Source organism: Ralstonia sp. 1138 (assembly GCF_040544795.1).
Classification (GTDB): Bacteria; Pseudomonadota; Gammaproteobacteria; order Burkholderiales; family Burkholderiaceae; genus Ralstonia; species Ralstonia flatus.
The window spans coordinates 79,712-105,087 of the sequence record NZ_JBEPKQ010000006.1; the positions used below are offsets into that span (position 1 = coordinate 79,712).

A 25,376-nucleotide genomic window follows, 5' to 3' on the forward strand; every position below is an offset into this window, starting at 1 on the left:
GCGAACTCATGGCGAGCCGGACAGACTAATGGCTCTTCGTGTAGTTTGCATTCCGTTACCGTTCACGATCCGTTCATGTCCCAATCGAATCGACCCAAGCCGAGCCTGCTGCAAACGCCGCGCCGCGTGGTGCTGACCGCCGCGGCGCTGGCTGCCGTGACCGCCGCCACCATCATCGGCGCCGGCTGCATGACCCCGACGCCGTCATCTGCGCCTGCTGCTGCCGCCCCCGCTGCCGCATCAGCGCCCGCCGCTGAAACCAAACAGACGCCCGCCAACGCCGCGCCCAACCCGGGCCAGGCGACGCTCGCCCAAGCGCAGGGTGAAGGCCGCTCACGCTTCGTGCTGGTGCGTTGGCAGGAGTCGGGTGCCGCGCCCAAGGAATTGCCTTCCGCGGAAGGCGACGACGCTGATCCCGCTACGCAGCCGATTTCCATCGAATTCAGCGCTGGCCTGGAGGCGGCCAACGGTGTGGTGTCGGGCTATTCGGGCTGCAATCGCTTCTCGGGGCCGTATGAGAAGCTCGCCTCGGGCATGCGCTTCGGCAACCTGGTGTCGACGCGCATGGCGTGCGACCCGGCGCGCATGGAGTTGGAAACCGCGTTCCTGGAGGCGCTCAAGTCGCCGCTGGCGACCGTCGGTATGCAGCCGTCGGCCAACGGCAAGCAGGGCCGCCAGGTCATCTGGAAAACGACCAGCGGCGCGCTGCTGCAATTTGCCGAGCGGCCTCTGCCGCCGCGCGGCCAGACACACTGATCAGCGTTTGGCGGATTTGCCGGCCGGTTTCGCCGATTCAGGTTTGGCGCTTGCCGGCGGCAACGCGGTGATATCGCTCGAGCCGTTGGCCGTGAGCAGCGTGTTCACCTGGATCACGTCTGCCTCGGTCAGCGAGCCGGCGGCGGACTTCAGCCGCAGCCCGTTGACGATGGTGTCGTAACGCGCGCGTGCCAGATCGCGGCGTGCCTGAAAGAGCTGCGCCTGGGAATTCAGCACATCGGTGCCGATACGGACGCCCACACCGTAGGCGAGCTGATTGGAGTCGTACGCCGTGCGCGCCGACAGCTCGGCCGCTTCCAGCGCTTTCACCTGTGCAAGTCCGGCAATGACGCCGATATAGGCTTGCCGCGCGCCTTGTTCGGCAGAACGGCGGGCGAACTCAAGATCGTTTGCGGCCTTGGTTTCCAGCGCGATGTTTTCACGCACGCGCGACTGGATCGCACCGCCCGCAAAGATCGGAATCGACACCTGCACGCCAATCTGTGAACTGTCGAAGCGTGCGCCGCCCGGCAGCGACGGCAGGTATTGGTTGCCGCTGGCATTGGTGTGGCCGGTCTGCGCCACGAGGTCGACCGAAGGCAGGTGGCCCGCGGTGGCCTTCTTCACATCGCGCTCTGCACTTTGCAGGTTGTATTGCGCCAGTGCCACCTGCAGGTTGCTGCTGCGCGCCTGGTCCACCCAAGGTTCTGCTGAAGCGGGCTCCGGCTGCGGGATCGTGACGCCTGGGCGCACGCCGGCCAGCGTGCCAACGGGTTCGCCGATGATCTGCTTGAGCGCCGACTGCTTGATCTCGAAGTCGCTGCGTGCGGCGATGACGCTGGCGTCGATTGCGTCGCGGCGTGCCTGCGCGTCGTTCGCGTCGGTGATGTTGGCGTTGCCGACGTCGAAGTTGCGGCGCGCCTGTTCGTATTGCTGCTGGATCGCATCGCGCTGCGCGGTGGCGAGCTGCAGCGTGTCCTGAGCGTTGAGCACGTCAAAGTAGGCCTGCGCCGTGCGCGTGATCAGGTCGAGCTGCGCCTGCGCCAGCGAAGCCTCGGCGGCTTGCGCGGCAATCTCGCCTTGCTTGTAGGTTTCCCAGCGGTCCCAGCGGAAGAGCGGTTGCGACAGCGACAGCGTCCAGCCCGTCGACGAGAACGTCTTGTTGAATTCAGCCGGGGCGGTTTGATCGAAGATGATGCGCGTGGAACTCCAGGCGCCGCCGATCTGCGGCAGCAACCCGGCGCGGCCCTGCGTGAGCTTTTCGCGTTGCGCCAGCGACTGCGCGCGCGCCGATGCGAATTGCGGATCGTTGGCCAGCGCGGCGCGGTAGGCGGAGAGGAGGTCGGTTGCAGCGGCCGTGTTCGGTTGGGACTGCGCCCACGCGAACATCGGCATCATCGAACAGCACAGCACAACAAGCGAACCGCGCGCGGCCATCCGCGTACGGCTACTGCGAGCAACAGTCATAAAGCCCCCGAGCGAGGAGGAAACGTTCGCGTTCGGAAGGCAGCGCGGGCGCGTCAGACCCTGTTCAGTGCCTGTGGAGCGTGAACAGGGCTTTGCCCGGCGGCGGCTTCCCCAATCAGTACGTCGCCATCTGCGGGTCCACCTGGTTAGCCCAGGCATGGACGCCGCCTTGCAGGTTGTAGACGCGCGCAGCATCAAAGCCGGCACGTTGAATCAGAAACTGCGCAACCTGCGCGCTGCGCCCGCCGTGGTGGCAGATGCAGACGATGTCTTGGTCAGCATTCAGCTCGCTGGCACGTGCCGGGATCTGGTCCATCGGGATGTGCGTGATGCCAGGAATGGCACAAATTTCCACCTCCTCCGTCCAGCGCACGTCGAGCAGGACGGGCTTCGCGCGCGATGCGTCGGCGAGCCATTGGGCGAGGGCGGTGGGAGCGAGCTGCTGCATGGTGATTGGGGAGCCGAAAGGAATCAGAAGCGGAAGGCCGACGGTGCGGGAACGCCTACCAGCGGCGTCACATACGTCTCGAACAGGTTGCGCGTCTGATATTCGGTGTTGGAGATGCGCGTGATGAGCTGTGCTTCCATGACCGGCGCGCCGCCCACGAAGATGGACAGGCGGCCCCCAACCTTGAGTTGCTTGAGCAGCGCTTCCGGCACGGCGGGCACCGAGCCCGACACGCAGATGACGTCGTAGACGCCGTCGCCCCAGCCTTGGGCGCCGCTGGCCTCGACCACGTCGACGTTGGTGACGCCGTTGCGCGAGAGATTGTCGCGGGCGAAGGCGACGAGTTCCGGCACGATGTCGAGCGTGGTGACCTGGCGGCCGCGATGGGCGAGCAGGGCGGCCATGTAGCCGGAGCCAGCGCCGACTTCCAGCACGTCTTCGTGCTTGCGCACGGCCAGCTCTTGCAGCACGCGGGCTTCAACGCGCGGCGCCAGCATGTTCTGGCCGCCGGCCAGCGGAATTTCCATGTCGACGAAGGCCAGCGCGCGGTAAGCCTCGGGCACGTAGTGTTCGCGCTTGACGACGCTGAGCAGGTCGAGAACGTCGGTATCGAGCACGTCCCAAGGACGGATTTGCTGCTCGATCATGTTGAACCGGGATTTTTCGATGTCCATGGGCATGCCTTCCACGCGGAGCGAGTGATGCAAATGAGGGTTTGACGACAAACCCGGCATTTTAGCAAGTCCGGAGGACATTTCGGCAGACGCTGTCATGACGACGCGCCTTCGTCGGGGTTGTTGGCGCGCTCCGGGAGCGTGCGCCACGGCTGCGCAGTGAGGGCGGGTGGAGGCGGAATCACAGCGCCCATCGCCGGATTGCGCAGCACGCCATGCAGCAGCAGCGACACGACGTGGGCGATGAACGCCTTCGGTTCCAGCTCCCGGTGCGAGCACGGGCCGAACGAATGCTTCCACATCATCAGGAAGATCATCGGCGCGACCATGGTCAGCGTGGTGAGGTCGATGTTGACGTCGCGAAATTCGCCGCGGGCCATGCCGCGTTCGAGGATGCGCGCGAACAGCCGGTCGCAGCGGTCGATGACTTCTTCGTGGTAGTACTGCGCCAGGTCGGGAAAGTTGCCCGACTCGGTCATCAGCAGCTTGGTGAGACCCGAAGCCGGCGATTCGCCGATGAGTTCCCACCAGCCCATCAGGATCTCGTGCAGCAGTGCTTCGCTTGTGCCGTCAAAACTGTCGATCAGGGCCTCGCCCTCGGCCAGCGCGGGCACCAGGTTTTCCTGCACCACGGCCTTGAACAGCTCTTCCTTGTTGGCGAAGTACAGGTAGACCGTGCCCTTGGACACGCCGGCCGCGGACGCCACGTCTTCCAGCCGCGTGGCCGCATAGCCGCGCGCCACGAAAAGGCTCAGCGCGGCGGCGACCAGTTCTTGGGGGCGCGCCTCTTTGCGGCGCGTCCAGCGTTTGGAGGAAGACTCGGAATCTTGATCAGTCACGGCGGTAGGGTGTCAGCCAGCGCCCACGGTCACTGACTCACGGATAACTTACTTTCCGGTCATTAATGTACGCATGCGGCAGGGGTGGGTCAAGCGGCTTCCGCATTGTCAATCAGACTGGGCCTCGATTGTGCTGGTGCACAATAGCGGTTTCCGCCCAGATTTCACCGACTCGGACAGCATGGACTGTCGACCTCATTGCGGCGCGTGCTGCATCGCGCCTTCCATTTCCAGCCCCATTCCTGGTATGCCGAACGGCAAGCCGGCCGGCGTGCGCTGTGCGCAACTGGATGAGGCCCACGGCTGTCGTATCTTCGGCCAGCCGGAACGTCCGGCGGTCTGCAGAAGCTTGCAGCCCGAACCCGAGATGTGCGGAGGCTCGGCCACGCACGCCATGCAGTTTTTGACCCGACTTGAAATCGCTACCGCAGCGCGTTGATTTGTCATGACCGATTCCATGAAACCTGCTGCCCGCTCCAACCCAATCCGCTGGTGGGCGGGTGCGGCCGCCGTTGCCGTGGCCATTGCCGTCACGCTGGTGGCTTGCATGCCGACCGGCTGGACCGGCGACGGCTACACCTTTTCGCGTAGCCAGATGCAGGATGCGCTGGCCCGCAAATTCCCGTTCCAGCGGCGCTTTCTCGGTTTCTTCGACGTGACGCTGTCGAACCCGCAGGTGTCGCTCGACCCGGCGCGGAATCGCATCGCGATCCAGGCAGATGCCGTTGTGCAGAGCGGGCTGTTCCGCCAGCCGCTGACGGGGCCGTTGGCGGTGTCCAGCGGCCTGCATTACGACGCCCCCACGCATTCGATTCGCCTGGATCAGCCGACTGTCGATCGCTTCGACCTGCAGAACGTGCCCGGCGGTATCGGCCCGCAAATCAGCTCGATCGGTTCGCTGATTGCCGGCCAGTTGCTCAACGACTACGCCGTCTACACGTTCAAGCCCGAACAGCTGAAAGTGGCTGGCATTGCCGTAGAGCCCGGTACAATCACGGTTTTGCCCGAAGGCGTGCACGTCCAGGCCAAGCGGCCCTGAGTTCTGCTGCACGCCCAGCGCTTCGTTTTCTTTTTCCCTCTTTGCTTACTGCATGGATATCGCACTCGCCATCAAAGCGCTGATTCTCGGCATCGTCGAAGGCCTGACCGAGTTCCTTCCCATTTCCAGTACCGGCCATCTGATCCTCGCTGGCCAGCTGCTCGACTTCAATGACGAAAAGGGCAAGATCTTCGAGATCGTGATCCAGTTCGGCGCCATCCTGGCGGTGTGCTGGGAATTCCGTCACAAGATCATCGCCGTGATCAAGGGTCTGCCGAATGATCCGCGTCAGCAGCGCTTTGCGATCAACGTGATCGTGGCGACGATTCCCGCAATCACACTTGCGCTGATCTTCGGCAAGGCGATCAAGGCCCATCTGTTCAACCCGATCGTGGTGGCGTCGGCGTTCATCCTCGGGGGCTTCATGATCCTGTGGGCCGAATGGCGTGAGCGTCATCGCGGCGAGACGCATGACCCGCGCGCCAACGCGCTGCTCGAAGCCGCCAAGGCTGGCGCGCCGCGCATTGAAACGCTGGATGACCTGCGCATCTCCGATGCCATCAAGGTGGGCTTCGCGCAGTGCTTCGCGCTGATTCCGGGTACGTCGCGTTCGGGCTCGACCATCATCGGCGGCCTGCTGTTCGGCCTGTCGCGCAAGGTGGCGACAGAGTTCTCGTTCTTCCTGGCGATCCCCGTGATTTTTGGCGCGACGGTGTACGAGCTGTACAAGTCGCGCGCGCTGCTGTCGGCGGACGATCTGTCGATCTTCGCGGTGGGTTTTGTGGCCGCGTTCATCTCGGCGTTCTTCTGCGTGCGCTGGCTGCTGAAGTTCATTGCCACGCATGATTTCCGCGGCTTTGCGTGGTACCGGATCATCTTCGGCATCATCGTCCTGGTGACGGCCTATACGCACCTCATCGCCTGGCAGGCCTAAGCCACCGGCGAGCATTTCCCTTCCTCGGTGCGAGGCTTTCGCACCGTCTGCACGATCGGGCAGATTCGGACACACTGGCGGTTTCTTCCGTCAGCCGCTGACTGCCGAATCTCCCGATCATGAGTGCTCTCTTCCAGCCTTTCTCCCTGCGCGGTCTCACGCTTGAGAACCGCATCGTCATCTCGCCGATGTGCCAGTACTCGGCCGACAACGGCGAAGCCACGGCGTGGCATCACACGCATCTGGGCAGCCTGTCGCTGTCGGGCGCGGGGCTGTTGATGATCGAGGCGACCGCGGTGTCGCCGGAAGGCCGCATCACCAACGGCTGCCTGGGTTTGTGGGACGACGCGACCGAGGCTGCGCTTGAGCGCACGCTGGCTGCTATTCGGCAGAACGCGCTGGTGCCGATCGGCATGCAGATCGCGCACGCCGGCCGCAAGGCTTCGAGCGCTCGACCCTGGGAGGGTGGCGCATTGCTGGCGCTCGATGCCGGCGGCTGGGAAACGATGGGTCCGTCCGCGTTGCCGCAGCGTCCGGAAGAGCGCGCCCCGCGCGAAATGACCGATGCAGACCTCGCTCGCGTGCGCGATCAGTTCGTCGAGACTGCACGTCGTGCTGTGCGCCTGGGGCTGTCGGCCATCGAACTGCACGCCGCACACGGTTATCTGCTGCACGAATTCCTGTCGCCGATTGCCAATCAGCGCACCGATGCCTATGGCGGTTCGCGTGAGAACCGCATGCGCTATCCGCTGGAGATTTTTGATGCGGTGCGCGCCGTCGTGCCGGACAACATCCCGGTGGGCGTGCGCGTGTCGGCCACCGATTGGGTCGAGGGCGGCTGGACGCCGGAAGACTCGGTGGTGTTTGCGCAGGCGCTGCGTGCGCGCGGCTGCGATTGGATCGATGCGTCGTCGGGCGGTGTGTCGCCGCAGCAGCAGATTCCGCTGTCGACGGGTTACCAGGTGCCGTTTGCCGAGAAGATCCGCAACGAGGCCGATATCCCGACCATCGCCGTCGGCCTCATCAACGAGGCGCATGAGGCGGAGGCCATCGTTGCGCAGGGGCGGGCGGATTTGGTCGCTGTCGGCCGGGCGTTCCTCTACAACCCGCACTGGGCCTGGGCGGCGGCCGCTGAGCTGGGCGCGACGGTCAAGGCGCCGCCGCAATACTGGCGCGCTTTCCCGCGCCACGCCAAGAACCTCTTCGGCGATACGCATTTCGGCGCACGCTGACGCGCGCCGGCGTGCGCGGACGTGGTCAGGCCCGCTTGCGGAAAACCACGTCCCACACGCCGTGCCCGAGGCGCAGGCCGCGTTTCTCGAACTTGGTGACGGGGCGATAGTCCGGGCGCGGCGCGAAGCCGTCGGCGGTGTTTTCCAGCGTCGGTTCGGCGGACAGCACTTCCAGCATCTGGTGGGCGTATTCCTCCCAGTCCGTCGCGCAATGCAGATAGCCGCCCGGCTTGAGGTGCGCGGCCAGGCGAGCAACGAACGGGCTCTGGATCAGGCGCCGCTTGTTGTGGCGCTTCTTGTGCCACGGGTCGGGGAAGAACACGTGAATGCCATCGAGCGTGCCTTCCGGAATCATGTGGGCCAGCACTTCCACGGCATCGTGCGAAACGATGCGGATGTTGCCGATCTCGCGTTCGCCGATCAGCTTGAGCAGCGCACCGACGCCCGGCTCATGCACTTCCACGCCGAGGAAATCGTCGTCCGGACGCAATTGCGCGATGTGGGCCGTGGTCTCGCCCATGCCGAAGCCAATCTCGAAGATGCGCTTGGCGCCGGCGCGGCCGAAGGCGGCGTCCCAATCCAAGGGCTCGGCAGCGTAAGGCAGCAGGAAGCGCGGGCCGAGTTCGTCGATGGCGCGCTGCTGACCGGTAGACGTGCGGCCAGCGCGGCGGACGAACGAGCGGATGCGGCGCGGGTGGCCGTTTTCGGCACCCGTTTGGGCGCCTTCGGCTGCATGGGTGTCTTGTGATTCCGGCGTGATGTCGTCGGGGCCGGTGCCCGGCTGTTCGATGGGCTGCATGGAGATCCCGTGCCGGTTGCTCGTCGATGGAGCGACGGGCGCGCAGGCAACAAAAAAGCCGCCGAGGGCGGCTTCAGACTGTTCGGTGGAGCGGGCGATGGGAATCGAACGGACCCACATCACGGCGCACAAGTTCTTGTTTACAAAGCAACTCTAGCTAACGGTAGCCAGAATCGGGCTACCGCATTGGAGTAGCAGAGGATAGCACAACAGAGCTATCTGCCCCTAATCTAGGCATCCTTCAGCGAGCCGCCTCTCGTTGTGCGCTTTGAGGGGCATATCTTGCGGAGTGGCGGCAGTGACATCCGCGCTTTGGGGATGCGAGGAATGCCTACGTTGCGTGGTTAAAGATTGTTCTAACTTCGGCGTGTCTACGATAGGTCTTTTTCTCCAGCGCATCGGCAATTCCAATTGCGACTTCGTGCATCGCCATCATTGCAGCGTGAGCATACTGATCCAGATCCGCTCGGCTTTTTATGGTCAGTCTCTTTCCATGCGCAATCTGGTTTCTATTGGCAACCAGGGATTCAAGCAGGGGCTTGTCCGCAAGTATATTGGCTGTATCAAGATTGAATTTTGACAGCCATTCACTTAGTAGATCAGGCCAGAGATTTGCGATATGTGAAGGGCGATCGTATGTCGCCTCGTCGTTGAGGAAGCTCTCAAGTTCATTAAAAATTTTTGTAAAGAAAGTGGTTTGGTTTGACTCGCTGGATAATTCTTTATATAAGGGGGCGAGGGAGTGCGCTGCGATCGGCCATTTCAGTTCGCATCGCTTTAGGCGAAGCTTCTCTAAGGCGTCAATATAAATCTCCAGCGCAAACTTGCAAAACCCCTCATAGTGAGCATAGATCATTGCAAGATTGGCACGTAGCAGCGTTTTCTCCTGAGCACTCCCTGCCGACGATTGAATCAATTGCTTTCGCAAGATCGCCAACTCTTCCTCTCTCCACTTAAGATCGGAAGAGAGTTGGTTTGTGAAGAAATTCGCTAGAGCTGTCATTTTCCTATCTAGGCAAATGCTTGTGCAACGATTTCGATTCGCTTCTCCAATTTGGGTAAGGAATTTGCGCCGGGGCCAGTAACGGCTCGGAATGCGTCGGATTCAACCGTCTTGGCAAGAATGGTTCGTGCATCGTCGGCTGATTTGCTGCGAAGCCCGTCCAGTGAAGTCAAACACCCCAGGCTTACCGCCTCAAAATAGGCCGGTGCCACGGCCCCGATGGGTGCCCCATTTCGATATTTTACGAACGCATGTAGACCAAATTTTTCATTCAATGTGTCAAATAGCTCGGTAAAGCTTTGCCATTCTGAATCATAGTCAAAAGCATTGGCCATCAGCAGAATGCTTTCCATATAGCTATCCAGCCAGTCGCTAATGCTCCCCTTAAATTGCTTGCGATAGTTCTTCGCCGCGAAAAATCGAAGAACGAGTTCCTCGTCTCCGCGTGTGTCGACATTTGAGTTTGGCAGTAATTCAATACTGGCCGCGTAACTTGGGTGGTTGGCGCATTTTGTGAGAAATTCGTAGAATTCCGCACCTTTTTCGCCGAGCATGCGCGCGTTAACGTTCCGAATGTCTTGTTCGGAAAGTTTTGCTCCGCCTGTATTGAGGCGTTTGAACATTTCATAGCGCAGGAACTGACTACTTTGGCGCTTGATGATGACAGTTCGAATGCCAGTTCGCTTCAGTCGGAGGCGGAGAGTGAGGGGGAGCTCTTCGTATGTCAGGCCGTTTAGCTCTGGGACAAGATCGCAGCCATCCAATACTAGTTTATCTAATTTTAGAGCTTCAGGGCTTATGAATTGAGTTACCGAGCTGACTCTCTGGAGTCCATCTATTAGTTCAAAGACTCCGGATTCTCTTTCGATGACGAAAATCGAAGGTATTGGCAACTCAAGTAGCAGCGATTCTATCAGCCGAGACCTTTGTTCGTCGCTCCAGCGAAACAATCTCTGGAAATCTGGCTGAATTAGGAGTTCTGAACTTTCTTGGAGGGAGATGATTTCGCCTACGGACATGTCGAGGCTTTCTGTTCTCACTTCTCCAATCTTCTGGTCGATGACCTCGATAATGTCCAAGACTATTCTCTCTTTATCAAGTTATGTGTGCGGGTGGTGGCGCTGGGGTGCTCGCCCCTTGCAAACAGTCCATCACGCCGATCGGGCAGTGTGCGTTGATTTACACGGCGTGTCCAGCAAAGAGCCGAAATGGCCCCTTTTGCTAGGTCCGTCCGAAATGGTGCCACATATGGACTCAGGGCCGCACGAAAATGACTTGCGGAAATTTGGGTGAGGGTGCGGCCTTTCGAGCGCGGTATTGTCTGACATTCGCTGTTTGCTCTAAAGACTACAAGAGTGGCTCCTGAGTAGTCTCGTTGGGGGGGGCTGCTGCAAGTGAGCTTACTCGTGTGCAGACAGTCGCCCTAAGACCCGTTGCACCTGAGATAACCGCCATACCCCTCCCATTGGCGCTGGCACGCCAATGCTGTTCAGCTCCTCCACTATTGAGCGGTGCGAGAGTCCACGGGCGCGCATCGCATCGAATAGGGGGCGCAGCCTCTCCGCGAAGGCCAGAGCCGCGTCCTGACGCTCCTTGAGGTTCGGACGCAAGTTTGCTGCGCCAGCTTTGCCCAATATCGTGCCGCGAGCCTTAGTGACGGCCAACGCATCTTTGGTGCGCTGGCTGATGCGCTTAGCCTCATGCTCCGCGAATGCCGCCATGATGTGGATGGTCAGCTCGTTTGCCTCCGGCATATCGCACGCTACGAACCGCACCTTGCTCTCCATCAGGCCGGAAACGAAGTGCACGTTCCGGGCGAGGCGATCCAGCTTTGCGATAATGAGAGTAGCGCCTTGCTTACGGCAGGCATCCAGCGCGGCGCGCAACTGAGGGCGCTTCGCAAGTGCATTCGACCCCTTCCCGGTCTCCACCTCCCGGAACTCTCCCATCAATTCCCAGGCGCCCCCGTTGAGATACATGGTGACGGCGGTCTGCTGGGCTTCAAGGCCCAAGCCGCTTTGCCCCTGCGCTGCGGTGCTCACCCGGTAGTAGGCGACGAATTTTCCGTTTGCCATGACTCGCTTTCCTGCCTGACTACGTTGCAAGACGTTCGTTTAATGTGTGGTCAGCTTAACCTGAGTCCCTTCATTTGGTCAATAAATAATCAAATAGTGATTGATTGGTGATTGACATGGTGATAAAGTCCCTCCCATGACATACAGCACATGCAGCCTCATGGAAGAACTCTTGAGCAACAGCGTCGCTGCGGACGTTCTCAACGAACTGATGCCGGACAAGACCCCGGAGCAATGGGCGCTCTGGCTTCAGAACAACCGAAACCAAGCACGCCGCGCGACCTATCGCATCCCCTTCGACCGGATGGGCGGGGGTGTCTTCTATCGCCGTGACGAACTTGCAAAATTCGCTGAGTGGGAGAAGGGGCGCAAACTCGGCAGCATCAAGATGACCGGGCGTGCGGCGGAAGTGCTGCAAGCATTCGGCATTGGCGAGAAGGGCGGCAGCACCACGGGGCGCAGGCTGACAGTTGCTGGCATCACGCTTCAGGTGGACCAGGCCAGCGGCACTCCCTTTGTTCAACTCGTTACCGATGACCCGCTCATGGTCTACCGGCTTGCCCTGGATGAAGCAAAGGCCATCGCGAAGGAACTTGCCGACGCTGTCCAAGCAGGTGAAAGGATTGCGCGATGACGACTGTTCTTACACCGACCCTTTCTGTCTCTGAAGCCGCGCTTCTGCTGCGGGTGAAACTCGGGCCGCTGCGTAGTTGGCGAGACTTCTTGACGGACAACATTCGTGGCCAGCAGAACATTGGCGGTCATACGCTGTTGCCTTGTGCCCAGCGTCATGACGGTAAATCTTATCGTCCGGTCTATGCCGTCGCGGACGTGAAGGAATTCATTTCTAAGGTGCTGGCAGCGATCCCTGGCGCCGGCAGGGCGCCGATCAAGACTGTCACGCTGGCAATTGACCGACACAGAAGCTGGAGGGGGAACAGATTTGATAAGGACGGTGCACCGGTCGCCCGTATGCGATCGGCCATTTGCACTGTCTAGCAACCTGCCGCCGAAAACAGGCCACCAGCAGGCGGCATGCGTCTGGCGGCGAACGTGTCAATTGATGATGGACTATAGTCGCCTCCACTTCAAAGCAGCGGTGGATTGGATTGAGCTTGAATTCCAAGCTGGATCAACAACGAACTTCCACACGGTTCAAAGGACGCTGCGAAGGGTGCTGGGCCTTTCCGGCGACGAGAATCCGTTCGTCGAACCGATGGACGCGGGGGCGGGGGGAGCGGCAACAACGTTTCGCTTCAGGATGCACGACCCCGCGAAGTGGCAAGAAGTTGCATCCGCTCTGAACGGGTTGGCGGAGCAACATCCATTCACGCGCTCGCCAAGCGTTACCGCAATCGAAGTCGCGTTCGATGCCTTTAGTAGAGGAGCAACAAGAGAGGAGTTGGCGGAGCAAGCGGCGCGATTCTATAAATTCTGCACGATGATGGTAAGCGACAACCGGCGCATCTATAGAACGGGAAAAGAAGGCGTAAGGGGCTCGATCCCCATCCGGTTTCCGGCCCTGACTCGTCGTCTGATGGAGGGTTGGCAAATCGGCATCGGGAACAGGTCCGACAATCGGTATCAGCACATCTATTTCAAGACCACGGATCGCGGAGGGGTGGCGCTGCCAGACGCGGAGCATCGTGCGCGAATTGAGATAACCCTGCGGGGGGCGGCGCTGCCATACCAAACACTAGAGGAGTGGGCGGTAGCGGACTTCGCCCGAGATTTTCGGGAATCCACCAGTTTCCGCAAAATGGCGCCGGACCTCGGTCCGCTCTTGCACTGGACGCTGGGGCAAACTTCAGTGCAGGTTGGTGAGCGTAGACGACGCTGGCGTTTGGCGAAGGACTACAGCGGTTACAGTGGCGACCGTCTATACGGCAAAGCCACGAAGGCTGATAGCAAGCTGAACGAAAAAGCACGGGACGCCTTCCGGCAGCTGACGAGGCGTTGGCGACGGTGAATTTCTGCGGTTAGGTAGCTTCGTGTGCGCGTATGGAACCCACCCGTAACTGGTCTCGACGCGCACAAGTTCAACCTAACGCACGGGAGCGGCATGCTGCGCGGGCAGTTAGCGGCGGGCGCTCCGAATATCGTCGAATGTCGATTCAAGCGCTGCTCTCGCAGCGCGCTCGTCTAAGTCGCACTTATCTTGCAATCCACCGCGCCCGAAGGTCTGATTGATCCGAGCAGAAGTTGTATCCGATCCTTGCTCGAATCGGTAATCGAGCTCAGACAGATTTCTAGCTCCATGAGCGCTGAGGAGTTCAAGGGTTGCCGATTTGAGTCGAGCGGCAAGCGTGAAATTCATGCAACTCTTCATGCTACCGGCGGCGAAAGAATTCATCTCAAATCTGGACGACAACTCTTTCTTCGTGAGCTGCTTTGCGTTAGCAGCTTGTGTAACGAACGCCATCAATAGCGCGATAGCAAGTGCGGCTTTGTTCTTCAAGGCTAATCCCCATCGAAAGTAGCAGGTCTTGCAACGTCAGCGGCAGCAAAACAACTGTAACGAGCGACATCGAATCGGCATACCCTCCCAAACGGTAGGAGCGGGAAGGGGTGAAGTCCTAGAAAACCGCATCGACCCGGTATGCAGTCCAGTTTTCAACTATGGGTTCCCGACACGAAACCTTATAGAGCGGATATCGGTTCGGATTGGTTCAGCATTTGCTGAGTTGCTTTGCGCTCAGGCCGTCCGCGAGCGCTTCCATTCCTGCGGTAACGTCGAACGGCGCAATCGAGGGCAGAGAGAAGCTAAGGCGCTCGATGTAGGGTTTGAGCTTGTCGGCGTTCTGGTCCTTTCGGTAGCGGACGGCAGCCATGCCGCCGTCCTGCGCGTGGCCGGAAAGCTGGCTAACGGTTGCGTCCGGTATGCCCAAGTCGAACAGGGCAGTGATGAACGTGTGTCGGAACGAGTGGAAGACCTTCTTCCCGTTACGCTCCATCTTGAGTGCCCGACCAAGATATCGCTCATTGAACCAATTGGTTGCGGCCTTACCATAGCCCTTCACTCTGTCATAACGCAGCTCGGGGAACAGGCGCACGTGTCCCGCATCTCGCAGGGCTTGGCAATAGTCTACGAATCCCAATGCCAGCAATGCGCTATGTAGCGGCAAGCTCCGCTCGGAGTTGACCGTCTTGAGGGATTTGTCGCCCGTTGCTGTTTCGTCGTCAGCCGAGAGCTTGTCGGCTCCGTTCAGGTTAATGTCCAGGAAGCACGTGCCGCCTGGGGTCTGCTGAACATCGGCAAGGTAGAGTTGCGATAACTCGTTGATGCGTGCGCCGGTATAGAGGCCCAGTAGAGGCAGCCAATAGTAGTGTGGGCGAAATGTTCGGAACGTGCCGTTCTTGGCGCGCTCGCCTTGTCCTGTCCTATACCAGACTGCGCCAAAGATGCGTGCGAGGTCATCACCTGAGAACGCTTCGCGCTCATCCTGATCGCGCGTTGTCTTCCGCTTCGGGGCTGTCGCCTGGGCGGGGTTCTTCGGCATGTAGTCCGACTTGACTGCCCAATTAAACAACTCGGACAGTCGGCGTATATAGCCATCTGCTGTGGTTGCCGTCATCGTTGGCATGCCCCGCGCGGCGGCCTGCTCGGCAAGCGCGGATAGGGAGAGGTCCGCGCCAAGCTTCCGCCGTGTCTGGTAGATGTTGGCGGGCAGGCGCAGCAGGCAACTACGGTAGCGGTCGATTGCAGGCCGGTCCAGGTCGGCCAGTGGCGGGTCTTCCATCAGCTCGACAAAGGCGTTTAGCTCCGTCTCCATCTTCTGGCGATGGTCGTGCTTCCAGGCACCCGCTTCGGTCTTGGCCGACATGAAGGCGGCCACCAGTGCGCCAGCCTTCATTGCTGCGTATCTGAGACCCTGTGGGGCTGTCTGAGTCTGCTGCGCCCTGCTGGCGGCTTCCCGTGCTGCCTGAATCGTCTCAGGGGTCAGGCGTGCCCGTAGCGTGCCCCTAACGCGGTCTGCCGCGCTCTTGTGAATCTTGATCTGTGAAGCGGGCACATCCACCCCAGGCAAGGGCAGGAACGCGGCTTTACGGCGCAGGCTGTCCAGGTAGAACCGGCATTCGCCTGTGCTGCCGGTCGCTGCAAGCTGGGCGGCTACGGCGTGAGTGTCGGGCCAGATGAGGTGCTGGGATAGTCGGTGCTCGTGGCCGCGCTCTAAAGCATCGTCCAGCATGATCGTGCCGTCATGGTCACGCTCTACCTCGCGGATGTCGGGCACGACCCAGCATGTCCACCCATCCGCGAACACATGCAGGTCATCCCCCAGGTTGGCGACCTCACCCGCCAGCGCTGGCGCAGTCAGGCCGATCGCGTTCGCGGCCACGTCCAGCGGAAGGAAACCGTCCCCTCCCAGCAGGGGGCTACCCGCTTCTAGTTGCAACACGTCCATGCGGTCCAGCCTCATCAAGCGGGCTTTCCAGTCCGCCAGAGTTTGAAAGGCGAGGATTTTAGCGGACGCGAGTTCGCGCAGGCCGGTCGATATGTGAACCTCGCCCCGGCCAACAGAGGCACGGTGGCGGGCGGGGATACAGATGCGGACGGCATAGATACCGCTCGGACGGCGGTAGAGATACCCGGGTTTGGCGGCCATACGGACTACGCTTCCGTAGTAGTCTTGCGTGCCGCTGCTCCGGTTGCGCCCAAGTTCCTCGCGGAATCAGACGCTTAGGGGAATTTTGGAGCGGGCGATGGGAATCGAACCCACGGCTCTAGCTTGGGAAGCTAGGGTATTACCATTATACGACGCCCGCGTAGCCGGACATTTTATGCGCGGTAGCAGAGATTCGGCAAGCGGCCGGGCGCGGATGTTCGTGAGGAAAGCGCGCTAGCGTGCGCTTTCCGGCCTGCGTTTGCGCACCGAACTCCTTTTGTTCTCATCCCACGCAGGAAACACCGTCGACCGTTTGACCACGCCATACGCAAAGCTCGTGTCGATGGCGGCGATGCCCGGGATGGCGTGCAATTGCCCGCGCACGAACTGCTCGTAGTCCTGCAGGCTTTCCACCAGCACGCGCAGCAGGTAATCCGCCTCGCCCGTCAGCACATAGCAATCGAGGATCGCGTCGATGGCGCGGATGCGGTTCTCGAACGTCGAGACCACCTCCCGCGAGTGCTGCTGCAGACGAATATGCACGAATGCCGTCACCGGTAGCCCGTAGGCCTCTTCATCGACGATGGCCGTGTAGCCGCGGATGATGCCCGCCTCTTCCAGCAGCCGCAGCCGGCGCAGGCACGGTGAGGGCGACAGGTTCACCCGCTCCGACAGCTCCTGGTTGGTCAAACGGCCTTCTTTCTGAAGGGCGGCAATGATCTGCCTGTCTTTCTTATCCATGTGATTTTTCGGAAGTAGCAGCTTCTGCCAAAGTAGCGCACAGCCTTAGTGGAAATCGCAAGATACTACTTTTCGTGCTGGGGCATTCTGTCTCCATTCTGAAATCGAGGGTGGCGGCATGCGTGGTTCGACATTGACGGTGGGCGTAGGCGCGCAGGCGGGGCGAAATGCCTTCCAGGCCAACCCGTTGATCGGGTATGCGGCGATGGTGCTGACGGTGCTGATCTGGGCCGGGTTCGCACTGTCGATCCGGGCAATTGGCGCGTCGCCGCTGGCGCCTGCCGACGTGGCGCTCATCCGATTCGGCCTGCCGACCTTGTTGCTGTTGCCGTTCCTGCCCTCCCGCTGGCCGATGCTGCGGCGGGTGAAGCCGCTCAGCGCGCTGATGGTGTTGGTGGGCGGCGGTGTGCCGTTCTTCTTCATGGCTTCGGCCGGCGGCAAGGTGACATCGGCCGCCCACGTGGCTGCGTTGATCGCGGGTACGACGCCGCTGTCGGTGGCGCTGATCGCGTATGTGGTGGACCGCCAGCGCATCGCGGCGGCACGCGGGCGCGCCATCGCGATCATCCTCGCTGGCGTGCTGCTCCTTTTGGTCTCGCAATCGCACGTGTCGCATGGCGCGTTTGTGGCCGGCGCCGGATTGCTGTTGCTGGCGAGTCTGCTCTGGGGCAGCTACACGCTGGGGCTGCGCCGGGCGGGGCTCGATGCCATCGGCTGCGCATTGCTGCTGAGCGTGCCGTCCTTCTTGCTGACGGCGCTGCTGGTAGGCCTAGGCCTGGTCGACAGCCATGTCGGGCATTTCACCGTGGCCAACGCCATGCCTTTCCTGCTGGCACAGGGCTTGGGGGTTGGCGTGATTTCCAGCTTGTCCTACGCGCTGGCGATTCGTCATCTGGATACGCCGCGCTGTTCCGCCATCGGCTCGCTGGCACCCGCGCTTGCTTGCCTCGGGGCGGTGCCGTTGCTCGGTGAATCGCTGACCTTGACCGTTGCCTGCGGCATTGCCGTGATCACCGCTGGCGTGATCCTCGCAAACCGCGCGTAGACCATCGCATCGCTCTTCCGGAGACCACATCATGCTCGCGACCCTCGCCACCGTTGCCCCGGACCCGCTGTGGGGCCTGACCGCTGCTTTCCGTGCGGACCTTCGGCCCGACAAGGTCGATCTTGTCGTGGGTGTCTACCGCGATGACGCCGGGCAGACGCCGGTCATGTCTGCGGTGAAGGCTGCGGAGGAGCGCCTGGCCGCTGCCGGTGCCTCCAAGGCCTACCGCGGTTTGGCCGGCAATACCGAGTTCAATGCCGCGCTGGCGACGCTGCTGCTTGGCAACGACGCGGGGCGCCTGGCGCGCCAGCACACCATGCAGACCGTGGGCGGGACGGGCGCGCTCCGGTTGCTCGCCGACTTCATCGCCGTGGCTTCACCCGGCGCTCGCGTCTGGGTGTCCGACCCCGGCTACGTCAACCACGTGCCCATCATGCGCGCGGCGGGGCTTGCGGTAGACCGCTACCGCTGGCGTGCCGAGGGCGGGGTGCTTGATGCGGATGCCATGTTCGCAGACCTGTGGGCCGCGCGTGCGGGCGACGTTGTGCTGCTGCATGGTTGCTGCCACAACCCGACCGGCATCGACATGGATATCGAGGTCTGGCAAAGCGTGGCGGAGCGCTGCGCGAAGCAGGGTCTGATCCCGCTCGTCGACATGGCGTATCTGGGCCTGGCCGATGGTCTGGTGCAGGACACCGCGGGCCTGCGGTTGGTGGCCGATGCGCTCGACACGGTGCTCGTCGCGGCAAGCTGCTCGAAAAGCATGGGCCTGTACTGCGAACGCACCGGCGCCGCCTTGGTGATCGGCAAGAACGCGGCAGCCCTGCAGCCGGTTGGCGGCGTGCTGGAGCGCATCACGCGCAGCAACTATTCGATGCCGCCCGACCACGGCGCTGCCATCGTGGCGGCCATCCTTGGCGATGCCGCATTGGCGGCCTGCTGGCGTGACGAGCTGGAGCACATGCGTCAGCGTATCGTTGGCAACCGACGGCGCCTTGATGACGCACTGGCGGGTCTGGGCGCCCCCGTTGCGCTCCAGAACCTGTCGCGGCACAAGGGCATGTTTTCCATGCTTCCGTTGGATGCGGATGCCATGGAGCGCTTGCGCACAGACCACGCCATCTATGGCACCCAGGGCGGTCGGATCAATATTGCCGGGCTGGCACCGGCGCAGATTGACCGGGTGGCCGGCGCGCTCGTCGCCGTGGCTTCGGACATGGCTTGTGCGTTGGCCTGAACGACCTGGGTGACTTCGTTTTGAACCCGGGCAGCGCGCTCTGCACTGTCCGGAAGCAGGCCATGGTTACATCGGTGCCGTCGCCTAACGCCGCAGCGCCATCGCCTGCATGGCAGCATCCACGAACTTCGCGGCGGCGCGTTCGCCGGCCGTCGGGGCCGCGGCCTTGGCGCACGCGGCAACCACGTCGCACAGCGATTGCGGATCTTCCTTGCAGGCACGCAACAGCGGCATGGCGGCGCCGGCAGCCGAGCCAAAGTGCTGCACCGCCAACCGCATCAACTCGACCTTGACCACGTTGGGCAACACATCGGCCAACTCCGGCGGCACGGCCGGCTGCGGGGCGGAAGACGCCTGGACGGGCGCCGCCTGCGGCAGGGTGGCGTCATTGGCCGCTGGCTCGTCGATGGGCGCCGCGGCCGTTTGCAGGCCGAGCGTCATGCCCGTCAGCGGCGGCAGTTCGTCGTAGATGAGCGATAGGGCGGCAGGGACGCTGTCGCTGTCATCGTCGAGCAAGGGACGGTTGAAGTGTGCGATGGGGTCGAAGGGAGCGACACCGGCAGCGCTTTCATGCGAGATGCCCGGAAGCACGTCGACCATGCCGGCCCGTTGCAGCCCCAGCAGCAGTTCGTCGAGGTCCGACCAGTCGCTCAGCAGTTGATGCAGTTGCCCGACCGTGCGGGCACCGTCAATGAGGATCAGCAGATGACGCTGGCGCATCTGCATGTCGTGGCGGCGCTGGGCCAAGGCTTCGCGGCCGTCCTCCGTCTTGATCAGGACGTTCGTCGTTACAAGCATGGTGACTCCCCGTTAAGCAACTCGCCCGGCATCTTGATGTGCCGGTGCAAGCTGCACGTTAGTCATCACATCCGAGCCCTGCCATCGTTCGATTGGCGGAGATTGTGAAACGCGGGACGAACGATCGGTCTAGCTCCGCCACGATTCCAATGCCGGCGCGGTCTCGCCGTGCGTGCCGCCTTGTCGAACCAGCGACCCGGCGTAGTTCGCATACCACGCCAGCACGTCCGGATTGGCCATCGCATCAGGGTTCGCGACGCGCTCGACTGGGGCGCCAAGCAGCAGTTTCTTGATGGGCACTTCCATCTTCTTGCCCGACAGCGTGCGCGGCACGCCGGGCGCCTGTACGACCACGTTAGGCACATGCCGGGCCGACAGGCCTGCCTTGATGCGTGCATTGATCGTGTTGCGCAGCGTGTCGTCGAGCGTCACGCCTTCGCGCAGCACGACGAACAGCGGCATGAACGATTCCCGGCCAAGGAATTCCAGATCGACGACAAGGCTGTCGAGCACTTCCGGCAGATCTTCGACCACGCGGTACAGCTCGGCGGTGCCCATGCGGATGCCGTGGCGATTGATGGTCGCGTCGGACCGGCCGTAGATGATGGCGCCGCCGCGCGGAGTGATCTTGATCCAGTCGCCGTGGCGCCACTGGCCCGGGTACATGTCGAAGTAGCTGTCGCGGTAGCGGCTGCCGTCGGTATCGCCCCAGAAGAAGAGCGGCATCGACGGAATGGGCGCGGTGCACACCAGCTCGCCCACCGCGTCGATCAGCGGCTGGCCAGCCTCGTCCAATGCTTCCACGCGCGAGCCGAGGTTGCGGCATTGCATCTCACCCGCATAGACGGGCAGTGTGGCGACGCCGCCTACGAAGCAGCCTGCGAAGTCCGTGCCGCCCGAAATCGGATTGAGCCAGACGTCGGCTTTGACGTGGCGGTAGATCCAGTCGTAGGCCTCGGCGGAGAGCGGCGAGCCGGTCGAGCCGACCGCACGCAGCTTCGACAGGTCGAAATCGCGACCGGGCTCGATGCCGGCCTTCAGGCAATTGGCGAAGAACGCCGCGCCGGCGCCAAAGAACGTCACGCCCGCATCCTGCGCGAAACGCCACAGCGTATTGAGATCGGGCGTGCCGGGGTTGCCGTCGTAGATGGCGAGGGTGACGCCGCCGAGCAGGCCGCTCGCCTGCGAATTCCACATGACCCAGCCGGTGCTGCTGTACCAGTGGTAGACGTCGTCGGGGCCGAGGTCGAGATGCAGTGCGCCCATCATCGTCTGCACGAGCAGCAAGCCGCCGTGGCCGTGCACGATCGGCTTGGGCATGCCGGTGGTGCCGGACGAATAAAGAATCCACAGCGGGTGGTCCGCGGCGACGGGCGTGACGACGAGTGGTACGTCGTTCGCTGTGAGGTCGCGCCAGTCGCAGGCTTGCAGGAAACGCGCGCGGTTGACCTCGCCGAGCAACTGCGGCACGACGACGAGATGTTCGACGGTTGGCAGCGCGGCGACCATCTCTGCGACCACGTCGGTGCGGTCGAACGCGCGGCCGCCGTAGTGATAGCCGTCCACCGCGATCAGCACTTTGGGTTCGATCTGCCGGAAGCGGTCGGTCACGGCCACCTGGCCCATGTCGGGCGCGCAGACGGACCAGATGGCCCCGACGCTGGCCGTGGCGAGAAATGCGACGATCGCGTCCGGCGTGTTCGACAGATAGGCTGCAACGCGGTCGCCCGGCACCACGCCCATCTTGCGCAGCGCATCCGCCAGCGAGGCAACGCGTTGGCGCAGTTCGCGCCATGACAGGTCGGCCAGCGGTTTGGTCTCGCTGGCGTAGCGGATGGCGGTGCGGTCGGGGCTGCCGCCTTCCTCCACATGACGCATGACCTGATCGACGTAGTTCAGCTTGGCGCCGACCAGCCATTGCGCGCCCGGCATGGTGCGGTCGCCCAGCATCTGCGTGAAGGGCGTCGAGGCGCGCAGGTCGAGGTAGTCCCAGACGGACGTCCAGAACGCGTCCAGCTCGGTGGTGGACCACTCCCACAGTTGCGCGTAGCCCTCGGGCGTGGTGGCCGAGAAGCGCAGCCCGCGTTCGCGCGCAAGCCAGTCGAGGTAATGCGTCAGGCGCGCGCGCGCGATGAACTCGGCCGATGGCGTCCACAGCAGGGCGCCTTCCTGGATGGTGCTCATGTGTCTCCTCCGCCGGTCAGGCAAGGGGGAAGGCCGCCCGCTCTATCGATGTGGCAGGTCGGCCAAGGGGGGAATGGCGTTTCAGATACCGCCCATGCACAGATACTTGAGTTCGAGATATTCGTCGATGCCGTAGACCGAACCTTCGCGGCCCAGGCCCGATTGCTTGATGCCGCCAAACGGCGCCACCTCGTTCGAGATCAGCCCCGTGTTGATGCCGACCATGCCGTATTCGAGCTGCTCGGCCACGCGCCAGATGCGGCCGATGTCGCGGCTGAAGAAGTACGAAGCCAGGCCAAATTCCGTGTCGTTGGCCAGGCGCACGACTTCCGCTTCGTCCTGGAACTTGAAGATGGCCGAGACCGGGCCGAAGGTTTCTTCGCGTGCGATCAGCATGTCGGGCGTGGCGTCGGCCAGCACCGTGGGCTCGACAAAACGCTGCGAACCGAAGCCCTGCATCAGCTTGCCGCCGGCGGTCAGGCGCGCGCCTTTCTGCGTCGCGTCGTCAATGTGGCGCTGCACTTTCTCCACGGCCTGGTCGTCGATCAGCGGGCCTTGCACCACGCCCGACTCGAAGCCGTTGCCGACCTTGATGCCCTTGACCTTGGCCGAGAGCTTCTCGACAAACGTGTCGTACACCGATGCATGTACGTAGAAGCGGTTCGTACACACGCACGTCTGGCCGGCGTTGCGGTACTTCGACTGCACCGCGCCCTCCACGGCGGCATCGATGTCCGCATCGTCGAACACGATGAACGGCGCATGGCCGCCCAGTTCCAGCGCCACCTTCTTCACCGTCGGCGAGCACTGCTGCATCAGGATGCGGCCGACCGGCGTCGACCCCGTGAACGACAGATGCCGCACGATCGGCGATTCGCACAAGGCCTTGCCGATGGCGATCGAGCGATCCGCGTCACCCGTCACGACGTTGACGACGCCCTTCGGAATGCCCGCGCGGTGCGCCAGTTCGGCCATCGCGAGCGCGGACAGCGGCGTTTGCTCGGCCGGCTTGATAACGATGGTGCAGCCTGCCGCCATGGCCGGTGCAACCTTGCGGGTGATCATCGCCAGCGGGAAGTTCCACGGCGTGATGGACGCGCACACGCCCACCGGCTGCTTCAACACGACCATGCGCTTGTCGCGCCAGGTGCTGGCCATCACGTCGCCGGAGACGCGCTTGGCCTCTTCGGCAAACCATTCGATGAACGACGCGCCGTAGACGATTTCGCCCTTGGCTTCGGCCAGCGGCTTGCCTTGTTCAGCGGTCATCAGCGCGGCGAGGTCGTCGGCGTTGGCGATCAGCAGGTCGAACCAGCGGCGCATCAGGCCGGCCCGCTCCTTGCCGGTCAGCTCGCGCCACGCGGGCCACGCCGCATTGGCTGCGTCGATGGCGCGCAGCGTTTCTGCGTGCCCGAGATTGGCGACATCGGTCAGGTGTGCGTTGGTGGCAGGGTCGTAGACGGGAAAGGTCGCGCCGTCTGCCGCGCCCACCCAGGCCCCGTCGACATAGGACTGCGTTTTGACGAGGGTGCGGTCTGTGATGCGCTCCAGCGCGTTGGCGGCGGTGCGGGATGCGTCGAGTGCTTCGGCCATGGCGTTCTCCATAAGGAAGGCGGGCCCAGTAGACAAAGAGGGCCCGCCTTTTAGATGCAGCAGTCGCTTAACTCGCTAAGAATAACCGAACGATCGTTCGCTCGCAGGCCAGGCCGCCAAGCCTTGTGGTTATTGGAAGAGCGTGTCCCACATGGCGTCGACGCGGGCTTTGACCGCGGTATCCATGACGATGGGCTGGCCCCATTCGCGCGTGGTTTCGCCGGGCCATTTGTTGGTGGCATCGATCCCCATCTTCGAGCCGAGGCCCGACACCGGAGACGCAAAATCGAGGTAGTCGATCGGCGTGTTCTCGACCATGACCGTGTCACGCGCCGGATCCACGCGCGTGGTGATTGCCCAGATCACTTCCTTCCAGTCGCGCAGGTTCACGTCGTCGTCCACCACCACGATGAACTTCGTATACATGAACTGCCGCAGGAAGCTCCACACGCCAAACATCACGCGCTTGGCGTGGCCGGCGTATTGCTTCTTCATGCTGACCAGCGCCATGCGATAGCTGCAGCCTTCGGGCGGCAGGTAGAAATCGGCAATCTCCGGAAACTGCTTCTGCAGCAGCGGCACGAACACTTCATTGAGCGCCACGCCCAGCACGGCCGGCTCATCGGGCGGCTTGCCTGTATACGTGGAGTGATAGATCGGGTTGCGGCGCATCGTGATGCGCTCGACCGTGAACACGGGGAACCAGTCCTGCTCGTTGTAATAGCCGGTGTGATCGCCGAAGGGGCCTTCGAGCGCGTGCTGGTAGCCGCTCGGGTGCGTTGGGTCCGGCTGGATGTGGCCTTCGAGGATGATCTCGGCGCCGGCCGGCACCTGCAGTTGTGCCTGCGCCAGCGAAGGCGTCAGACAGGTCGCAAGCTCGGTCCGGCTGCCGCGCAGCAGGCCGGCAAACTGGTACTCAGATAGCGTATCCGGCACCGGGGTCACCGCGCCGAGAATAGTGGCCGGGTCGGCGCCCAGCGCCACCGCAATCGGAAACGGCTGGCCCGGATTCGCGATGGCGTGCTCCCGGAAATCCAGCGCGCCGCCCCGGTGCGCCAACCAACGCATGATGACTTGGTTGCGACTGATGACCTGCTGCCGGTAGATACCCAGGTTCTGCCGCTTCTTGTGCGGCCCGCGCGTGATGACCAGCCCCCATGTGACGAGCGGCGCCGCATCGCCGGGCCAGCACGTCTGTACGGGAATGCGCGAGAGGTCAACGTCATTCCCTTCCCACACGATCTCCTGGCACGCCGGCGACGACACCTTGCGCGGTGCCATATCCCACACGGCCTTGGCCATCGTCCACAGCTTGCCGGCTTCACGCAGGCCGCGCGGCGGTTCGGGCTCCTTCAACGCCGAGAGCAGGCGACCGACGTCCCGCAGTTCATCGAGCGACTCCGCACCCATACCCAGCGCAACGCGACGCGTGGTGCCAAACAGGTTGGCCAGCACCGGCATGTCGTATTTCTGTGCGCCGTCCACCGGCTGCTCAAAGACGACCGCCGGGCCTTCGGAGCGCAGCAGGCGGTCGCAGACTTCGGTCATTTCCAGGCGCGGCGACACCGGCTGGCGCACGCGGCGCAGTTCGCCCGTGCGCTCGAGCTGGGCGAGAAAGTCACGTAAGTCCCTGTATTGCATGGAGATTTTGTAACCAAAGGTAAGGTGGATCGCCTATCACGCGGAGGGTCTGGCCCGCCGAATGGCCGTCGGGGCGACATTTTTTTGGTGTAGGCAGGGTGGCCGCGATTGTACGGCCAAAAACCCATGGCCCCCTGATGACAGAACGCATCGCAGGTCAGCTAGTCCCAACAACGGACGCCTTATCATAACTTTTGGATATAAAAACTTACTTCTTTATGATTGACTTGGCATAACGCGCTTCCTACAATCCAATCCGATCTG

At 62.4% G+C, this 25,376-nt stretch carries 25 protein-coding genes and 1 tRNA gene; 10 read left to right on the forward strand and 16 right to left on the reverse strand.

The genetic code is table 11. The features are described from left to right. Window positions 1-75: 75 nt before the first annotated feature. On the forward strand, window positions 76-756 hold the full coding sequence (locus ABIC76_RS22735; RefSeq protein WP_354535329.1) for an META domain-containing protein: 681 nt from the start codon (window positions 76-78) through the stop codon (window positions 754-756). Here ABIC76_RS22735 and ABIC76_RS22740 read toward each other — a convergent pair whose 3' ends face one another. The 4 genes from ABIC76_RS22740 to ABIC76_RS22755 form a co-directional block, all read right to left on the reverse strand. Beyond that, complete coding sequence (locus ABIC76_RS22740) at window positions 757-2,193, reverse strand: TolC family outer membrane protein (protein WP_147216997.1); 1,437 nt, start codon at window positions 2,191-2,193, stop codon at window positions 757-759. It abuts the gene before it with no gap. A 145-nt stretch (window positions 2,194-2,338) separates the two neighbouring features. Continuing rightward, window positions 2,339-2,671, reverse strand: coding sequence for a rhodanese-like domain-containing protein (locus ABIC76_RS22745; protein ID WP_027677994.1), 333 nt, complete (start codon window positions 2,669-2,671; stop codon window positions 2,339-2,341). 23 nt (window positions 2,672-2,694) lie between these two features. Then, window positions 2,695-3,345, reverse strand: coding sequence for a protein-L-isoaspartate O-methyltransferase family protein (locus ABIC76_RS22750; RefSeq protein WP_027677993.1), 651 nt, complete (start codon window positions 3,343-3,345; stop codon window positions 2,695-2,697). Window positions 3,346-3,440: 95 nt separating this feature from the next. Continuing rightward, window positions 3,441-4,184, reverse strand: coding sequence for a TetR/AcrR family transcriptional regulator (locus tag ABIC76_RS22755; RefSeq protein ID WP_354535330.1), 744 nt, complete (start codon window positions 4,182-4,184; stop codon window positions 3,441-3,443). A gap of 181 nt (window positions 4,185-4,365) precedes the next feature. Between ABIC76_RS22755 and ABIC76_RS22760 the strand changes: the two genes are divergently transcribed. The 4 genes from ABIC76_RS22760 to ABIC76_RS22775 all read left to right on the forward strand — a co-directional run bounded on the left by ABIC76_RS22760 (window position 4,366) and on the right by ABIC76_RS22775 (window position 7,389). Beyond that, a complete protein-coding gene (locus ABIC76_RS22760) occupies window positions 4,366-4,623 on the forward strand; it encodes a YkgJ family cysteine cluster protein (protein ID WP_354535427.1) in 258 nt (85 codons plus the stop codon). A gap of 6 nt (window positions 4,624-4,629) precedes the next feature. Further along, window positions 4,630-5,223, forward strand: coding sequence for a DUF1439 domain-containing protein (locus ABIC76_RS22765; protein WP_354535331.1), 594 nt, complete (start codon window positions 4,630-4,632; stop codon window positions 5,221-5,223). Window positions 5,224-5,275: 52 nt separating this feature from the next. Then, entirely contained in the window at window positions 5,276-6,157 is an 882-nt protein-coding gene (locus tag ABIC76_RS22770; protein ID WP_354535332.1) for an undecaprenyl-diphosphate phosphatase, read from the forward strand. 119 nt (window positions 6,158-6,276) lie between these two features. After that, window positions 6,277-7,389: an NADH:flavin oxidoreductase/NADH oxidase gene (locus ABIC76_RS22775; protein ID WP_354535333.1), complete on the forward strand. Its 1,113-nt coding sequence runs from the start codon at window positions 6,277-6,279 to the stop codon at window positions 7,387-7,389. A gap of 25 nt (window positions 7,390-7,414) precedes the next feature. On the opposite strand, the gene trmB is transcribed toward ABIC76_RS22775, so the two are convergent. The 4 genes from trmB to ABIC76_RS22795 form a co-directional block, all read right to left on the reverse strand. Beyond that, window positions 7,415-8,188: a tRNA (guanosine(46)-N7)-methyltransferase TrmB gene (gene trmB / locus ABIC76_RS22780; RefSeq protein ID WP_354535334.1), complete on the reverse strand. Its 774-nt coding sequence runs from the start codon at window positions 8,186-8,188 to the stop codon at window positions 7,415-7,417. 331 nt (window positions 8,189-8,519) lie between these two features. Beyond that, window positions 8,520-9,191 carry an MAE_28990/MAE_18760 family HEPN-like nuclease gene (locus ABIC76_RS22785; RefSeq protein ID WP_354535335.1) on the reverse strand — a complete coding sequence of 224 codons (672 nt, stop codon included), beginning with the start codon at window positions 9,189-9,191 and terminating at the stop codon, window positions 8,520-8,522. A gap of 8 nt (window positions 9,192-9,199) precedes the next feature. Then, entirely contained in the window at window positions 9,200-10,270 is a 1,071-nt protein-coding gene (locus ABIC76_RS22790) for a DUF262 domain-containing protein (RefSeq protein ID WP_354535336.1), read from the reverse strand. A gap of 321 nt (window positions 10,271-10,591) precedes the next feature. Beyond that, entirely contained in the window at window positions 10,592-11,266 is a 675-nt protein-coding gene (locus tag ABIC76_RS22795; protein ID WP_354535337.1) for a recombinase family protein, read from the reverse strand. Between the two features lie 160 nt (window positions 11,267-11,426). Here ABIC76_RS22795 and ABIC76_RS22800 point away from each other — a divergent pair, with 160 nt between their 5' ends. From ABIC76_RS22800 to ABIC76_RS22810, 3 genes are all read left to right on the forward strand, one after another. After that, complete coding sequence (locus ABIC76_RS22800; protein WP_354535338.1) at window positions 11,427-11,900, forward strand: hypothetical protein; 474 nt, start codon at window positions 11,427-11,429, stop codon at window positions 11,898-11,900. After that, the gene (locus ABIC76_RS22805; RefSeq protein WP_354535339.1) at window positions 11,897-12,265 is read left to right on the forward strand and encodes a hypothetical protein; all 369 of its coding nucleotides are present in this window, start codon (window positions 11,897-11,899) and stop codon (window positions 12,263-12,265) included. The genes ABIC76_RS22800 and ABIC76_RS22805 overlap by 4 nt, the downstream gene beginning before the upstream one ends. Window positions 12,266-12,329: 64 nt before the next feature. Beyond that, on the forward strand, window positions 12,330-13,235 hold the full coding sequence (locus ABIC76_RS22810; protein ID WP_354535340.1) for a hypothetical protein: 906 nt from the start codon (window positions 12,330-12,332) through the stop codon (window positions 13,233-13,235). 108 nt (window positions 13,236-13,343) lie between these two features. Here ABIC76_RS22810 and ABIC76_RS22815 read toward each other — a convergent pair whose 3' ends face one another. The 4 genes from ABIC76_RS22815 to ABIC76_RS22830 all read right to left on the reverse strand — a co-directional run bounded on the left by ABIC76_RS22815 (window position 13,344) and on the right by ABIC76_RS22830 (window position 16,614). Continuing rightward, window positions 13,344-13,724 (reverse strand): hypothetical protein, encoded by a 381-nt coding sequence (locus ABIC76_RS22815; protein ID WP_354535341.1) that lies wholly within the window; start codon window positions 13,722-13,724, stop codon window positions 13,344-13,346. Window positions 13,725-13,935: 211 nt separating this feature from the next. Then, window positions 13,936-15,873, reverse strand: coding sequence for a tyrosine-type recombinase/integrase (locus ABIC76_RS22820; protein WP_354535342.1), 1,938 nt, complete (start codon window positions 15,871-15,873; stop codon window positions 13,936-13,938). A gap of 86 nt (window positions 15,874-15,959) precedes the next feature. Then, window positions 15,960-16,033: transfer RNA gene (locus ABIC76_RS22825), tRNA-Gly, on the reverse strand. Window positions 16,034-16,107: 74 nt separating this feature from the next. Next, window positions 16,108-16,614, reverse strand: coding sequence for an Lrp/AsnC family transcriptional regulator (locus ABIC76_RS22830; protein ID WP_343549252.1), 507 nt, complete (start codon window positions 16,612-16,614; stop codon window positions 16,108-16,110). Between the two features lie 118 nt (window positions 16,615-16,732). Between ABIC76_RS22830 and ABIC76_RS22835 the strand changes: the two genes are divergently transcribed. Further along, window positions 16,733-17,659: an EamA family transporter gene (locus tag ABIC76_RS22835; RefSeq protein WP_354535343.1), complete on the forward strand. Its 927-nt coding sequence runs from the start codon at window positions 16,733-16,735 to the stop codon at window positions 17,657-17,659. 31 nt (window positions 17,660-17,690) lie between these two features. After that, window positions 17,691-18,896 (forward strand): amino acid aminotransferase, encoded by a 1,206-nt coding sequence (locus ABIC76_RS22840; protein ID WP_354535344.1) that lies wholly within the window; start codon window positions 17,691-17,693, stop codon window positions 18,894-18,896. 84 nt (window positions 18,897-18,980) lie between these two features. Here ABIC76_RS22840 and ABIC76_RS22845 read toward each other — a convergent pair whose 3' ends face one another. The 4 genes from ABIC76_RS22845 to ubiD all read right to left on the reverse strand — a co-directional run bounded on the left by ABIC76_RS22845 (window position 18,981) and on the right by ubiD (window position 25,112). Then, window positions 18,981-19,694: a hypothetical protein gene (locus ABIC76_RS22845; RefSeq protein WP_354535345.1), complete on the reverse strand. Its 714-nt coding sequence runs from the start codon at window positions 19,692-19,694 to the stop codon at window positions 18,981-18,983. A gap of 129 nt (window positions 19,695-19,823) precedes the next feature. After that, window positions 19,824-21,878 (reverse strand): acetoacetate--CoA ligase, encoded by a 2,055-nt coding sequence (locus ABIC76_RS22850; RefSeq protein WP_354535346.1) that lies wholly within the window; start codon window positions 21,876-21,878, stop codon window positions 19,824-19,826. A gap of 81 nt (window positions 21,879-21,959) precedes the next feature. Next, entirely contained in the window at window positions 21,960-23,471 is a 1,512-nt protein-coding gene (locus ABIC76_RS22855; RefSeq protein ID WP_102064698.1) for an NAD-dependent succinate-semialdehyde dehydrogenase, read from the reverse strand. A 129-nt stretch (window positions 23,472-23,600) separates the two neighbouring features. After that, window positions 23,601-25,112 carry a 4-hydroxy-3-polyprenylbenzoate decarboxylase gene (ubiD, locus tag ABIC76_RS22860; protein ID WP_354535347.1) on the reverse strand — a complete coding sequence of 504 codons (1,512 nt, stop codon included), beginning with the start codon at window positions 25,110-25,112 and terminating at the stop codon, window positions 23,601-23,603. Between the last annotated feature and the right edge of the window lie 264 nt (window positions 25,113-25,376).

What these genes read in the sequence shown, in the direction of transcription:
- ABIC76_RS22735 (WP_354535329.1), top strand. Translation starts at nt 76, where the DNA reads ATGTCCCAATCGAATCGACCCAAGCCGAGCCTGCTGCAAACGCCGCGC.
- ABIC76_RS22740 (WP_147216997.1), bottom strand. Translation starts at nt 2,193, where the DNA reads ATGGCCGCGCGCGGTTCGCTTGTTGTGCTGTGCTGTTCGATGATGCCG.
- ABIC76_RS22745 (WP_027677994.1), bottom strand. Translation starts at nt 2,671, where the DNA reads ATGCAGCAGCTCGCTCCCACCGCCCTCGCCCAATGGCTCGCCGACGCA.
- ABIC76_RS22750 (WP_027677993.1), bottom strand. Translation starts at nt 3,345, where the DNA reads ATGGACATCGAAAAATCCCGGTTCAACATGATCGAGCAGCAAATCCGT.
- ABIC76_RS22760 (WP_354535427.1), top strand. Translation starts at nt 4,366, where the DNA reads ATGGACTGTCGACCTCATTGCGGCGCGTGCTGCATCGCGCCTTCCATT.
- ABIC76_RS22765 (WP_354535331.1), top strand. Translation starts at nt 4,630, where the DNA reads ATGACCGATTCCATGAAACCTGCTGCCCGCTCCAACCCAATCCGCTGG.
- ABIC76_RS22770 (WP_354535332.1), top strand. Translation starts at nt 5,276, where the DNA reads ATGGATATCGCACTCGCCATCAAAGCGCTGATTCTCGGCATCGTCGAA.
- ABIC76_RS22775 (WP_354535333.1), top strand. Translation starts at nt 6,277, where the DNA reads ATGAGTGCTCTCTTCCAGCCTTTCTCCCTGCGCGGTCTCACGCTTGAG.
- trmB (WP_354535334.1), bottom strand. Translation starts at nt 8,188, where the DNA reads ATGCAGCCCATCGAACAGCCGGGCACCGGCCCCGACGACATCACGCCG.
- ABIC76_RS22785 (WP_354535335.1), bottom strand. Translation starts at nt 9,191, where the DNA reads ATGACAGCTCTAGCGAATTTCTTCACAAACCAACTCTCTTCCGATCTT.
- ABIC76_RS22795 (WP_354535337.1), bottom strand. Translation starts at nt 11,266, where the DNA reads ATGGCAAACGGAAAATTCGTCGCCTACTACCGGGTGAGCACCGCAGCG.
- ABIC76_RS22800 (WP_354535338.1), top strand. Translation starts at nt 11,427, where the DNA reads ATGGAAGAACTCTTGAGCAACAGCGTCGCTGCGGACGTTCTCAACGAA.
- ABIC76_RS22805 (WP_354535339.1), top strand. Translation starts at nt 11,897, where the DNA reads ATGACGACTGTTCTTACACCGACCCTTTCTGTCTCTGAAGCCGCGCTT.
- ABIC76_RS22810 (WP_354535340.1), top strand. Translation starts at nt 12,330, where the DNA reads ATGATGGACTATAGTCGCCTCCACTTCAAAGCAGCGGTGGATTGGATT.
- ABIC76_RS22820 (WP_354535342.1), bottom strand. Translation starts at nt 15,873, where the DNA reads ATGGCCGCCAAACCCGGGTATCTCTACCGCCGTCCGAGCGGTATCTAT.
- ABIC76_RS22830 (WP_343549252.1), bottom strand. Translation starts at nt 16,614, where the DNA reads ATGGATAAGAAAGACAGGCAGATCATTGCCGCCCTTCAGAAAGAAGGC.
- ABIC76_RS22835 (WP_354535343.1), top strand. Translation starts at nt 16,733, where the DNA reads ATGCGTGGTTCGACATTGACGGTGGGCGTAGGCGCGCAGGCGGGGCGA.
- ABIC76_RS22840 (WP_354535344.1), top strand. Translation starts at nt 17,691, where the DNA reads ATGCTCGCGACCCTCGCCACCGTTGCCCCGGACCCGCTGTGGGGCCTG.
- ABIC76_RS22845 (WP_354535345.1), bottom strand. Translation starts at nt 19,694, where the DNA reads ATGCTTGTAACGACGAACGTCCTGATCAAGACGGAGGACGGCCGCGAA.
- ABIC76_RS22850 (WP_354535346.1), bottom strand. Translation starts at nt 21,878, where the DNA reads ATGAGCACCATCCAGGAAGGCGCCCTGCTGTGGACGCCATCGGCCGAG.
- ABIC76_RS22855 (WP_102064698.1), bottom strand. Translation starts at nt 23,471, where the DNA reads ATGGCCGAAGCACTCGACGCATCCCGCACCGCCGCCAACGCGCTGGAG.
- ubiD (WP_354535347.1), bottom strand. Translation starts at nt 25,112, where the DNA reads ATGCAATACAGGGACTTACGTGACTTTCTCGCCCAGCTCGAGCGCACG.